Consider the following 13457-nt stretch of genomic DNA (forward strand, 5'->3'; position numbering starts at 1 on the left):
TATGTCACATTTGATCTATCCTGACGGGATCTTATTTTGCGCAAATCTATCAAATTCGTATTAAATTTTAGGTTTATCTGACAAAAGTGTAACTCTACCGTAGCCTTTGGAGCGAGAACAGGAGCCACTATCTTTGATAGTATTAGGATTAATCGCCAAGGGATGAAGGTAGAAAAACATGGACACCCGGGGAAATATAACACACAAGGGAGACTTTTAATTATGCTACATATTCGTAAATCTATCATGGTCACACTTGCTATTTTACTAATCATTCCACTATTATTGCCGCAGTCGGTATCTGCCAAATCAGCTGCATCCAAGGATGGTGCAAGCAAACAAAATTCAAAGATTATATACCTGACGTTTGATGATGGGCCAACCGCTCATACGGGTCAGTTACTGGATATTCTGGACCAATATCATGCGAAGGCAACGTTTTTCATGCTGGGACCTCAAATGGAGCAATTTCAGAAGGCTACCAAACGAATCGTAGCTGACGGGCATGGATTGGGTCTGCATGGTGTGACTCACGTTCCAGGCAAATTCTATAAATCTACATATAGCGGATTGAAAGAGATGCAACAGGCCAATGCAAGTCTGAACAAGGTTGCCGGAGTTAAAACAAGTCTCGTGCGGACGCCATATGGTAGTAAACCTTATCTCAAATCGGCATTCCGTAATGTACTGCTGGGCCAAGGTGGATTCCATCTATGGGATTGGAATGTCGACTCGGAAGACTGGAAATACAAGAAAGATCACCAGAAAGTCTATAACAGTGTAATGAAACAGATCCACAATGTGCAAAAGAGCGGAACAACACCTGTTGTGCTTATGCACGACCAGGAAGCAACGCTGAAAGTATTACCGCAAGTGTTAAAAACTTTGAAGGCAGAAGGGTATCGTTTTGAAGTATTAAGCAAAAAAGTGCAGCCGGTTAACTTCTGGAACGACAAGCGTTAATCTTTTTAATTTTTAGCTTGGCTACAACGAAGGAGGTACACATCATGAAGAAACAACCATTATGGATCACGATTCCAGTAACGACAGCCGTTTTACTTGCTCTGGCAGGATGTGGCGGACCGGATTCAAATGCAGCATCATCAGAGAATAGTTCTTCATCAACGACAACAGTCGGTGAGCAGACCGAGACCGGCAGTGGTGGTGCTGATTTCTCTAATGAAAATGAAACAGGAACCAAAGAGAATACGGGCACAACAGATAATGAAGACACATCTGGATCCAAGACAAATGACAACCAAGTTGCCACTGGTCAATCAGGTGTGAATGATGTGATCAAGCAAGTTCGCAACCAGTTGAAGATGAAGGATGCGGCGTTACCCACTTCATTCACATTGGACAAGGGTACATCTTTGAGTGCAGCAATACTGTCAAATACTGCTGATGCATTTAAGGTGAACTTCTATGCTACCACTCAGTCTGTTGCCATTAATGATCAATCTTTAACGGCATCCGACAGTAAGATTCCTGTACTGGCTACCTATGAAGTGAAGACCTATAAGGACCCGAATCAGCCAGAAATTTTCCCTGAGACGGACCTGAAAGATATTCCAGCAGATATGGCTGTGGATCTGGGACATGGCATCAAAGGTATGAGTGAAGGTGCCGCAGGCAGTCAATATCTGACTTGGCAAGAAGGTAGATGGACGCTGGAAATTCGTTCGGTATCCGAAGATGAAATGAATAATCCGGGCATAGCGAAGAAAATGGTGGAGTACCTGGAGTCACATACCTTGCCGGTACCCAAAGATAAAGGGTATATCAAGGTTGAATATCCAAGTGGTGGACAGTCTGTTCATGTAACGATCTCATGGCAGGACGGTAACCAAATTCATCAGCTAATGACCGATCGAGTGCCATTGGAAGCTCTTGGTTTGGTTGTATCTGTGAAATAAATCTTGAGTGTGGGATGGTTACGATACACCTAAAAAAAGCTTGGCCCAGGAAGAAATTGCTGGGCCAAGCTTTTTATTTTGAGCATGTTATCGCAGCTTATGCAGCCGGGGTACATGCTTATTTTTGTTTCAATGGGTTAAAGCGGTGCTTTCATTTGAACCACCCTTTTTCCTTGGAGCGAGTGATGGCCTCAATGCGGTTACTGGCATTTAACTTGTTGAGAATAATGGAGATGTAGTTACGCACCGTGCCCGTTGTGATGAACAGATGCCCGGCGATTTCCTTGGTGTTTTTCCCATCTGCCATGAGGCCTAGTACGGCATTCTCCCGTTCTGTCAGGGGGTTTTCTTCTACATAAGCTTCATCTACCAAGTCGGGAGCGAAGATGCGTCTGCCATTCATAACTTGGCGGATCGACTCGGCAAGTTCTTCAATTGGACTGTCTTTGAGCAGGTAACCACGGACACCGCCCTTCAGGGCACGTTCGAAATATCCGGTCCGGGCAAAAGTGGTCAGGATAATGACCTTACAGCTCATTCCTTTGAGTTCTTCTGCGGCTTCAAGGCCGCTTTTCACGGGCATTTCTATATCCATCAGACAGATGTCTGGTGCAAGCTCCTGGACAAGGGCAAGGGCTTCCTGGCCGTTGCTGGCACGTCCGACAACTTCCATATCTTCCTCCAGATTGAGGAGGGAGGACAAGGCGCCGAGCATCATGCGCTGATCTTCCGCGATTACAATTCTAATCATGATTCTGCCTCCTTTATCGGTTTGCGAACGAGTTTCGGAACATGAATAATGATCGCTGTACCCGGGATGTCTGCCGCAGAGCGAATATCCAGACAACCGTTCACAAATTCAAGTCGTTCCTTCATGCCCAAAATTCCTGTTCCGCGCCGATCCTGTTTGCGAGTTCGTTCTATTCCAACACCGTTATCTTGAACGGTTAATACATTATCCGCTAGTGTTTCTTTGATGATGATAGTACAGGTTGTTGCCTGACTGTGTTTGACGACATTCGTGACAGCTTCTTTCAAGCACATACCGAGCACATTTTCATTTAATTGTGACGTATCCTGTAATTTCGGATTACCTTCCAGCACAAATTCAATCGAAGCGGCCTTCAGAATCTGCTCCGCCCGGAACAGTTCATCGACCAATTGTGTACCACGCATGGTGGTGACCATTTCCCGGACTTCCTTCAGAGCTGTACTTGCCGTTTGTCTGAGGTCGTTCAATTCGATCTCGGCCTGATCGGGATTATTGCGGAGCAGCCGTCTCGCCAAATCGGTTTTCAGACCGATCAGAGAGAGCTTCTGTCCAAGTGTATCGTGCAGGTCACGAGCGATACGCTGGCGTTCTTCCATTTTTACGAGATCATCAAGTCGCTTGTTCGCATTCTCCAATTGGCCTTCCAAATGTTCAGTTTTGTTTTTGTTATACGTACTGATGGGAAGCAGAATGGAGGCCATCAAACTGATGAATACAAACGGGAGTTGGCTCACGAGCAGAGAACTCTGATTAATGAAACCGTAATTAATGGTTACGAAACTGGCTCCCAGGTTCACCGAATAGAGGGTGAAGAAACCGGCTTTATTTTTAATATTCCCAATAAAAAAAGCAAGAAACAATGAGAAATAGGCATAATCATAGGCAATAGTCATCGTAATGGATATGGCAATAAGTAGTCCAATCCACATGTACACCTGCCAGCCCTTGGTGATGAAGGCGAGCAGATAACAGACGAAGAAAACGAGGATGATGATGATGCCAGTTACCAACGTCCATAATTTGGAATATTGTGAAATGAAATAGAAGGGCAGGATGAAAAAGGCGAGCCACACATAAAGATTCAATCCTGTCTTTTTATAAAAATTTTGCATCCACTTTTGAATGTAATTCTCCTCCTTGCACTTGTACTCAACTTTAGCATGACTGTAGCATGACTATAGCTTGAACACAAGAAAACGAATCCGACAGAGTTAAGGCTTCTCTGTCAGACCCGCTGGATTGGTTACTCGGATAGGCGGTTGAACATACGGCTTGCGGGACAAGTTTTTGAGCTGTCTGAAGCTAATAAACTGTTTAGAATCTTCATCCCACAGACGGAAGCGCAGGGCAACCAAACTGGAACGTAGTGTAATAGTAGTTGCTTTTTGCAAAGGTGGTGTTGCGTTATGTGCTTCTTCCAAGAAATAGTTAGGTACACGTGGGCTCAAGTGATGCACATGGTGAAACCCGATATTACCACTGATCCATTGCAATAATTTTGGCAATTTGTAATAAGAACTGCCTTCAACAGCTGCTTTTACATAACTCCACTCATCTTCATGTTCAAAATACGTCTCTTCGAACTGATGTTGGACGTAGAACAACCAGATACCAAAGAAACCGGAGAAGAAGAAGATAGGTGCCTGCACCATTACAAAAGCCTGCCATCCGACTAACCAGGACATGAATGCATAGAGCACTACGATCAATACGGTAGTCAGGTGTGTATTGATACGTTCTTTACGTCTAGCACCTTTGCGGTTAAAACGATAAGCCAACAGGAACACGTAAATGGGTCCGATACAAAACAATACAAACGGGTTACGATAAATCCGATAGAAGAGACGACCCCAAGGAGAAGCTGCTTTGTATTCGTCGACCGTCATAACCCAGATATCACCTACACCACGTTTGTCAAGATTACTGCTTGTTGCGTGATGGATAGAATGCTCGTTTTTCCACTGCTGATAGGGTGTAACTGTCAATACACCAGTAATGGTACCGAGAATATCATTGGCGCGTTTGCTCTTGAAGAATGAACCATGACAGCAGTCATGGAAAATAATAAAGGTCCGCAGTACAAATCCGGATGCCACCAAGGCAATCGGGAAGGTCAGCCAGTAGGAAACCGATAAGCTAAAGTAAGCTGCAGCCCATAACAAGAAGAGCGGGAGCAATGTATTGATTAACTGGCGGATACTTAGTCTGAGATCATTTTTTTCGTAAGGGGTAACTTCTTTTTTTAAGGCCATTTCTTTTGATCTGTTCATAAAATTGTGTCCTCCTTCGATCGTTATAACTGTAATCAGCTACAACTTGGCGTTTCCCGCTAGACTTTCCTGTAGGAAGCGTTTTTATCATTGTAAAACAATCCGAACATGACAGTAAGTCATAAACGTCAGCCTTCTGTAATGACGAATATCAATGACGGACCATGACATTTGTCATGGGTGTATGATACTCAATAGCTCTGCAGCAGACAGAAGAGCAGGTTTTACTAATTCCTTTGCACAAATTACGCAACAATTTGTATTATGTATACAAATTTTGTTGTGAGCATGGTAAAATCTATCCTTGAGTGATTATGACAACTTATGAGACGGGTCGATTAGGTTGAATTCTGATGGATTGGATGGAATGCATAATGAAGAAACGAATTACGGATATCCTATTTATTATGGCAGGTGCATTTCTGTTTGCACTGGCGGTGAACCTGTTTGTCATACCGAACGATTTGGCTGAAGGCGGCGTCACAGGTATCACGATTATTTTGTATTACCTGTTTGAATGGTCCCCTGGACTGATGAACTTGATCCTGAACGGCATTTTGTTAATTGTGGGATATCGGTTTCTTGACAAAACGACTACGGTATATACGATTATTGCGGTGGTATTCAACTCTTTGTTCCTGCACCTGACGGAGAGTTGGACGATTGCATCGGATGAACTCTGGATCAATACCATTTTTGCCGGAGTATTTGCCGGTCTGGGTATTGGCTTGATTGTTAGAGTAGGAGGCACAACGGCGGGAACAGTGATCCTGGCCCGACTTGCCAACAAATATCTGGATTGGAATATCAGTTATGGACTTCTGTTCTTTGATCTGATTGTGGCTTTCTCCTCATATTTCATCATTGGACCACAAGGATTAATGTGTACAATTGTCTTGCTGTTTGTTGGAACCAAAACAATGGAGTTCATTATTGAAGGGCTCAATCCGAAAAAAGCAGTCATGATTATCTCTTCCAAACAGGATGAAATCGCGAAGCAAGTCATTGAGAAGATGGATCGCGGAGTAACCGTCCTGTCCGGTCATGGCTATTACACAAAAAATAAGAAAGAAATTCTATACATTGTGATTAGCAAGCAGGAAGTTTCTATGCTGAAGAAGATTGTACGAGCAGAAGATGAGATTGCTTTTATCACCATTCATGATGTGCGTGATGTTTTCGGTGAAGGATTTATTGAACTCTCCAAAACTTGATGAATATGTATATAAGGAAGAAAGGAGTTGCGGTGAAATATCACCGCAACTTTTTTGATAGGTTAATGGTATCCGGTATTAATCTAGTTCAATAAGAAAGAACCCTTCTCCAAAGAGAAGGGCAAAAGAGTATTAGTAATGTCTTCTTTTTTTGACTTCACAATATTCAACAGTGACATGACAATGTTTTTTACACTTTGTAGGGACATATTTAACTTTGGTAACACAGGTTTTCGTAATTTTTTTGTAAAAACACTTTGGTCTTGGATGATGACACTTATGATGTTTTCTATACATATTAAAACCTCCCTGATCGTGATAAGGTATTCTATGAGCGTGTCACTGTTTCGGAAATGTATAAACGTCTATTATTGTATAATAATCCCTTTATTAGGCTTTTGTGTTATAGATGGAGGTGTAGTTCTTTCTACTAAAAGAGTGCAATGACAAAAAGCTGTACACCCACCAAACACGATGATATATTGAATTTAATCAATTTGTTAATAAACCTAACTAACTATAAAAGGAGGCGATAACATGGCTGGCACACCGCAGTATATCCGCAATCTGAATGAAAATCTCATTATGGATGCCCTCATAACTCAGGGAACCATGTCGAGAGCGGATATCAGCCGTCAGACAGGACTTAGTAAACCAACGGTGTCTCAGGCGGTCGAACATCTGATTAACCGTAATCTGGTAAGGGAAATGGGGCCAGCTGACAACGCTCAGGGTCGAAAAGCAACGCTCATTCGTTTCAATGAAACGGCTTATTATGTCTGTGGCATAGATATCGGCGCAACACGTATTCGGATTGCATTATCCGATCTGAATGGAGAGATCATCGCCTATCGGACACATCCCATGGTTGTCCAAGAAGCTCATGAGCGAACAGATTCGACAGCGACGATGCCGGAGCTTCTTCGAAGCCATATGAACGAACTGCTTGATGAAAATCATCTGAACTGGGATCAGATTCAGTGCATCGGGTTCGGTATACCAGGCGTAGTGCTGCCTGGATCAGGGCGTATCCATCGTATTGTGGACCCTTTAGCGGGTCTGGAAGAAGCTTTCTCTCTAGAGTCGTTGTCAGGAGCTTTTCCCTGTGAAGTGATTCTGGAAAATGATGTGAATCTTGCGGCGCTTGGGGAGTATCGGAGTGGTGCAGCAGCAGAATATCCCTTGTTTGTTTTTTTCTCCATCGGTACAGGGACGGGTGCTGGCATCATGGTACATGGCCAATTGCTTCGAGGTTTAGGCGGCTTAACTGGAGAGATCGCAGAGATGCTGGTGGACGATGGCCGGCGTCTGGAGGAAGTGCTGTCCGCTGATGGTCTGATGCAACTGGCGAAAGATTATCAAGATCAGCATGATGAACTATTATTGGAGGTTGCTGATTCGGGTGCAGATGATCTTCACAGACACCTGACTCCCGAGAAGTTATTTGAAGCTGCACGCAGTGGAGAAGTAGAGGCGTTAGACATTCTACAACAATACAGCCAGAAGATTGCTTCCGCTCTGCGGCAGATTAGCGTTGTGCTTGCCCCAGATCTCATTGTGCTTGGCGGAGGTATAGGAGGGAACGGTGATGTGTTATTGCCTTTACTGAGGCAGATCATCTCTGAGCAATTCCCGGTGCAACCACAGTTAATCTGTTCCAAGCTTGGTGAGCAAGCTGTTGTTACTGGTGCAGTGCAGGTAGCCATACAACAAACGATGCTGAACCTTCAGCAGGAAGCCATGGATTAAGACATTGGATATACAACATGTGAGGAGGGAAAAGGTATGACAGAATCCGTGAAAAACGTAAGTAATAATTATCATTCCAATCAGGATGGTACGGTTGGAGGTGATCCATCCGGCTGGATTGCAGGTATTGACATTGGAGGCACCAAAACATTAATGCTCTTGTCATCACAAAAGGCTGGAAATGAAGTTCATGAACGAATCTTGCCTACGCTTGCCAGTGATCAGCCGGATGAGTTCTTCCGATGGTTATTCGCTGAATTGGAAACATTCTGCCGCGAAGTTGGATGCAGTCTGGATCAACTTAACGGTGCAGGTTTGGGATTCCCTGGTGTGATTCTGCAAGAGGAGGGAATACTGCGAAATGCTCCGGCTTTTCAGTGGCCTGAGCTAGATATTCGCCCTGTTATTGCGAAGTATTACAGAGGGAATATCATGTTGGATAATGATGTGAATATGGCCGCAATGGGAGAGTATGATCAAGGGGCAGCACAGGGACATCAACACTGTGTAATGGTCACGGTTGGAACAGGCATTGGATCTGCTCTTATCCTGAATGGACAGCTCTATAGCGGCCAGAATGGAGCAGCAGGTGAGATTGGGCATTTCATTGCAGGTGAGGAAGGGCTTCATACCGGTTATGTTGCGGATGCGGATTCCTTTGGCGTATTTGAGCAAGTGACTTCAGGTACGGGAATTACCGAACAGGCGAGGCGTTATTTTGCTGCTGGAAAGGGAAGTTCCTTATCCCTGATCATGAGTCTGGCAGGAGGGGAAGCGGAACAGATTGAAGCCAGGCATGTATTCAAAGCAGCCGAGTCGGGTGATCTTGCCGCCCTGGAGATTCTGGAACTACCCATGCGTTATATGGCTAGAGGTCTGGCGAATATTACGGCTTTACTCAATCCTTCCATTATAGTGATCGGTGGTGGCGTGGCTGCATCCAACCCATCCTATTATCTAAATGAAGTGCGCACACGCCTCCAACGTTACACCGTTCTGCCTACACTTTTAGCTGTAGCTGAACTGGGGAACAAAGCAGGAGCAATCGGGGCATTGGCTGCAATCAGGTCGAGTCTAGCGCACACATATCAATAGAGAATAGGTCAAGCTACTATAGAATTAAAGGATGGAGATCCGGATGAGAAGTAGACATATGAAGGCTTACACAGAGAAAACAAAAGCCGATTCCAATGATGCAAAACGTGTTTTACTCCAATTGCAGGGCCTATATCTGTTTATGGGGCTTGCCGGGGGGATGTTTAACCCGTACATTAATCCCATATTGGTAACACAAGGGTTTTCCAGTAAAGAAACCGGATTTATTATGGCGTTTGGCACACTTGTATCCATTATTCTTCAACCTATATGGGGAATTCTGGTAGATAAGTTTAAAAAGACACGGTTCGTACTGGTGATAAGCCTGCTTGTTCCTGCATCGTTAGCGTATTTCTACAATATTCAAGTGTACTTTATATTAATATTGATTTATACTTTATGCACTATATTCCAAGTGACTCAAATACCCGTGGCTGACTCCTATGCGGTTACAGCCGCGAGAGCCGCGAACACCTCATATGGCATGATCCGACTCTTCGGCAGCATAGGAACGGGAGTTGGTGGATTTGCCGCAGGGATGTATCTCTCCCAGTTTTCCATTCACATGTTATGGCTGCCATTTCTCCTGTTTAACATTCTGAGCGCTATACTGGCAAGTACACTCCCCCGGCAGACGAGCATATCCTCGTCCTCGGTAACCTTCTCCGTAGGTTTGGCAAGATTGCTCCGAAACCGGACATTCCTTCTATTTCTAACAGGTTGTTTCCTGGTTAACCAAACGCTCACTGCGTTTAACTCCTTTTTTGTTATTTCATTTCAAATGGCTGGTGGTTCGGTGACCATGACGGGTACAGCACTGTTGCTGGCGTCAATTACTAATGTTCCATCCATGTTGGCAGCGGCATTCATACTCCGAAAATGGGGACATGAACGGACGATGCTGCTTGCAGCTGGGGCGTATATGTTACGTTGGGGAATACAATGGCTATGGCCGACACCTGAGGTCATGATTGGCGTTCAGGTGCTGCATGGGTTGTCCTTCGGATTCTTCTATATCGCAGCAGTCGAATATGTGGCTTCGGTTACGGGGCGGGAAATGCAGGCCACGGGACAAAGTTTATTTAACATGGTGTTTGCTGGCCTGGGCGGAATTGTAGGTAATATGCTTAATGGATATTTACTCGATTCCGGCGGTCCATCACTGATGTATCTGGCTTGCACGATCAGTGCGGCACTAGGATCAGTGATTCTGTATATCGTCAGCAGGCAGGCCAAAGAACAGAGAAGAGCATACTCATTAGAATAGAGATGGAAGGAGTTGGAGCCTATGAAAGTAAATCTGAAGCGGAATTGGCACACCAAGTTGATGTATTCGTATTTTCCTATTTTTCTGCTTACGATTTCCATTCTAATCTTTCTCTCCTTCCTGATTGTCAACGAACTCTCACGTAACGAAACACAAAAAGCAGACATGATCTCCACCCGCTATATCGTGGATACACTGGAGCGCTCGCTAAGCGACATTGAACTTCGGTTACTTGAAGACATTGGTGCAAACAAAACATATAGTCGCTTTCTGGAAGCTGGACAGGGACAATTATCGAGTCAGTTCATCTATGATGCGGCAAGTGGGTTCGGACGTATGCTGGATCAGCAGGATATGATTCAATCCATTTATCTCTATCGTATGTCCGATTCCCAGATTCTTACGCCGAGAGGCATGATGCGTTTGGAAGATTTTGAAGATCGTGCCTATATTGAGCAAGCCTTGAAAGATCGGGAGAACCTCGGTTGGAATCTGCCACGTGATTATAAGGAACGTTCCTTCGACGTACCTTTACAGGTGATTAGCATGAATAAGTGGCTTCCGTTACCGTGGGGCGGGGAAGGTCTGCTCGTCATTACCATCCGCATGTATGCAGTAGAACGGCAGATTGATAACATGACGAATGAAAAGTTATCTGTTCTTCAGGTTCGGGATAAGAGTGACAATCTGATCTATACCGCGCATCAAATGGACCCTTCAGCAGGCGAAATCCTTAATCGTGTGACTGCGGACAAACTTGGTCTGGTCTTTGAGAGTGGTATTCAATCCGGACAACTGTATTCATGGGTATCCCTTGTCTCTTATGTGTGGATCGGTATTGGTTTATTAACAATTGTTGGTGCGGTGGCTGGACTAATCTACATTACTCGCAGAAATACACGCCCCATTCAGCTGATCATGAATCGAATTCAGGCGTTACAGCCACGTGCCGAGGAGGATGAAGCAGCTCCATCCGTCAAAGATGAACTGGCACTCATCGATCGTGCGCTGGAACACTTGATTGCTCAAACGGTTGACTATGAGAAACAACATCATGAAAACTTGCTGATTCATCGCAGACAGTTGCTTGTTGATCTGATGGAAGGGGAGCGGATGGATTCGTTCCGTCAGCGACTTCGCCATCTGCAACCGCTAGAGGAACGATTCATGGAACCGAAGAGTGTTGCTGTCCTCATTGCGGAGATGAATGGTGACGATCTCTCGACCAATCAGAATATTCTGAAGATTGCGCTCATGAACGTAGTGGAAGAACTTGTGCAGAATGAGACCCAGTTCGGCGGTTGGGCTGAATGGTTTGGGAACCGCAGGCTTATTGTAGTGATTGCATCGGATGAGCAGGAAGGACTGGATCGTGAATTGCTTATGGATCTGGCTAAGCAGATGCATATGTGGATTGCGGAACACTTCCGCCTACGGTTTACGTTCGGGATTGGACGAACCGAATCGGGCTGGGAGGAGATTACTCGGTCCTATGCGAGTGCAGATGCGGGTTTGCAGCATAGACTTACCCTTGGTAAAGATGCCATCGTTCTCAGTGAGCAACTGCCGGATCGTATTGAGCTGCAATCGTACAAGTATCTGCAGATGCTCGCGGACTTTGTCCGTGAATTCAGGCTTACGGGTGATGGTTGGCGGACGCAACTGGATCAGATGTTTGTTGCGTTCAGTGAAGATCAGATTACAGATCACGATATTCGCATGTTGCTGCAGGCGTTAATCCAGATGTTGTCCCGTGAATTCGGGGAGCTGTCTGAGCGGTTGCAAAGCCAATTTGCCGAGGAAATTCTGACTCGTCTTCGTAGTGATATCCAGCAGGTGGAGACACTCGAGGGGATTCAAGAGATTTTGCAGGAATGGCTTAAAGAGGTTTATCGCAATTATGTATCTGTAAATGAAACGAAAAGTCATCGCGCGATGATCAACGAGCTGCGGATTTATATTGAAGAGCATTTTGATGATCCGGATCTTTCGCTGAAACATCTGAGTGATCGGTTCCAGATCTCGGGCAAATATGCGAGTTATCTGTTTAAGGAAGAGTTTGAGATGAAGTTTGTTGATTTTATGGTGAAACTGAGGGTCGAAAAGGCCTGTCGTCTGTTGTCTGCATCCGATATGGCTGTTCAGGATATTGCTCTGCAAGTGGGTTATGCCAATGCCATCTCCTTCGGCAGAGTATTTAAACGGATTATGGGCGTGACACCAGGGGACTACCGCAAGCAGAGTGGAAAACAAGGGGATCAATAATGATATTGGTCGTGTTAGAACACCCGTTAGCGGGTGAAATCCAATCATCTTAGAGATATCTATGAAATCTCCTGTATGAGGGAATAAGGTTCATACCTTATCGTCCTTTGCAGGAGATTTTTTGGATGTTCGACCACAATCTTAAGCCATCGTAGTTTGTATGTTAAGGAATTTTACGAATGTCCTATACTAGCATTATGACAATTCATAGATTAATAGGGCAGGAGTTGAAGATGGTGTACAAATATGGACAGCAAGTGTGGGGATCGGTAGATATCAGTAAAGGGGTTACCATTACAGCAAACAACAACACATTTACATTTCATGTAGATGACTCGTCATATACGATAACTATACCGGTTGGTACCTATACGACAAGTCAACAAAGGCATGAATCCGAACTTCTTCAGGCCATGTCGAAGGCAGGGGCGGCTCAGAAAATTCCAGTACGATTTATTTTGGGCGGAATGCATTATGATGAGAAGTATAATGTATTGATTTTGGAACATACGGACACAAGCAACGAACATGTTATCGATCAATTTGCGGGAAATGCCATCGATACGTTGTTTGGTCAAATGAAGTTTAATCTTCCGCCAAGGAATTAGTGCGTCGAATCGTTCTACACGTGTTGCTAAACAAGGAGATCACATAAGATGTGGTCTCTTTTTCATTTTTTGAAGAGAGATTTAATGGAAAAAAGATTATTGCAAGCTGGGTGATTCCAGATTGTCTATGAGAAACCAAAATGAATACAACACAATATGTTATTATAGTTAACATATAAGGTGTGAAAATTGTATATTGTCAGGAAATATGTTTATATTTCGCGGTATTTAACTTAAAAAACGTGAATTTCACATTTTGAAAATAGTTTATTGTCTAAATATCAGATCTTATGTAATGATT

At 44.3% G+C, this 13457-nt stretch carries 11 protein-coding genes; 8 read left to right on the forward strand and 3 right to left on the reverse strand.

The features are described from left to right. The first annotated feature begins 222 nt into the window (after positions 1-222). Together MHB85_RS12875 and MHB85_RS12880 are read left to right on the forward strand one after the other, a co-directional pair. On the forward strand, positions 223-963 hold the full coding sequence (locus MHB85_RS12875) for a polysaccharide deacetylase family protein (RefSeq protein ID WP_192132065.1): 741 nt from the start codon (positions 223-225) through the stop codon (positions 961-963). Between the two features lie 44 nt (positions 964-1007). Then, positions 1008-1916, forward strand: coding sequence for a hypothetical protein (locus tag MHB85_RS12880; RefSeq protein ID WP_192132067.1), 909 nt, complete (start codon positions 1008-1010; stop codon positions 1914-1916). 151 nt (positions 1917-2067) lie between these two features. On the opposite strand, the gene MHB85_RS12885 is transcribed toward MHB85_RS12880, so the two are convergent. The 3 genes from MHB85_RS12885 to MHB85_RS12895 all read right to left on the reverse strand — a co-directional run bounded on the left by MHB85_RS12885 (position 2068) and on the right by MHB85_RS12895 (position 4958). Beyond that, a complete protein-coding gene (locus MHB85_RS12885) occupies positions 2068-2667 on the reverse strand; it encodes a response regulator transcription factor (protein WP_036608692.1) in 600 nt (199 codons plus the stop codon). After that, a complete protein-coding gene (locus tag MHB85_RS12890; protein WP_105598392.1) occupies positions 2664-3812 on the reverse strand; it encodes a sensor histidine kinase in 1149 nt (382 codons plus the stop codon). Before MHB85_RS12890 ends, MHB85_RS12885 begins: the two co-directional genes overlap by 4 nt. An 87-nt stretch (positions 3813-3899) precedes the next feature. Further along, on the reverse strand, positions 3900-4958 hold the full coding sequence (locus MHB85_RS12895) for a fatty acid desaturase (protein ID WP_091016855.1): 1059 nt from the start codon (positions 4956-4958) through the stop codon (positions 3900-3902). Between the two features lie 374 nt (positions 4959-5332). Between MHB85_RS12895 and MHB85_RS12900 the strand changes: the two genes are divergently transcribed. The 6 genes from MHB85_RS12900 (at position 5333) to MHB85_RS12925 (ending at position 13156) form a co-directional block, all read left to right on the forward strand. Continuing rightward, positions 5333-6172, forward strand: coding sequence for a YitT family protein (locus MHB85_RS12900; RefSeq protein WP_062834072.1), 840 nt, complete (start codon positions 5333-5335; stop codon positions 6170-6172). A gap of 537 nt (positions 6173-6709) precedes the next feature. Then, entirely contained in the window at positions 6710-7921 is a 1212-nt protein-coding gene (locus MHB85_RS12905) for an ROK family transcriptional regulator (protein WP_105598394.1), read from the forward strand. A gap of 36 nt (positions 7922-7957) precedes the next feature. Continuing rightward, the gene (locus MHB85_RS12910) at positions 7958-9016 is read left to right on the forward strand and encodes an ROK family protein (RefSeq protein ID WP_105598395.1); all 1059 of its coding nucleotides are present in this window, start codon (positions 7958-7960) and stop codon (positions 9014-9016) included. Between the two features lie 43 nt (positions 9017-9059). Further along, positions 9060-10283 (forward strand): MFS transporter, encoded by a 1224-nt coding sequence (locus tag MHB85_RS12915; RefSeq protein WP_223199933.1) that lies wholly within the window; start codon positions 9060-9062, stop codon positions 10281-10283. Positions 10284-10304: 21 nt separating this feature from the next. Next, entirely contained in the window at positions 10305-12548 is a 2244-nt protein-coding gene (locus MHB85_RS12920; protein ID WP_341073031.1) for a helix-turn-helix domain-containing protein, read from the forward strand. A gap of 197 nt (positions 12549-12745) precedes the next feature. Next, positions 12746-13156 (forward strand): hypothetical protein, encoded by a 411-nt coding sequence (locus MHB85_RS12925; protein ID WP_341073033.1) that lies wholly within the window; start codon positions 12746-12748, stop codon positions 13154-13156. Positions 13157-13457 lie beyond the last annotated feature (301 nt).

Origin of the sequence: Paenibacillus sp. FSL K6-4396, from assembly GCF_038002525.1 — a bacterium.
Taxonomy (GTDB): Bacteria; Bacillota; Bacilli; order Paenibacillales; family Paenibacillaceae; genus Paenibacillus; species Paenibacillus amylolyticus_B.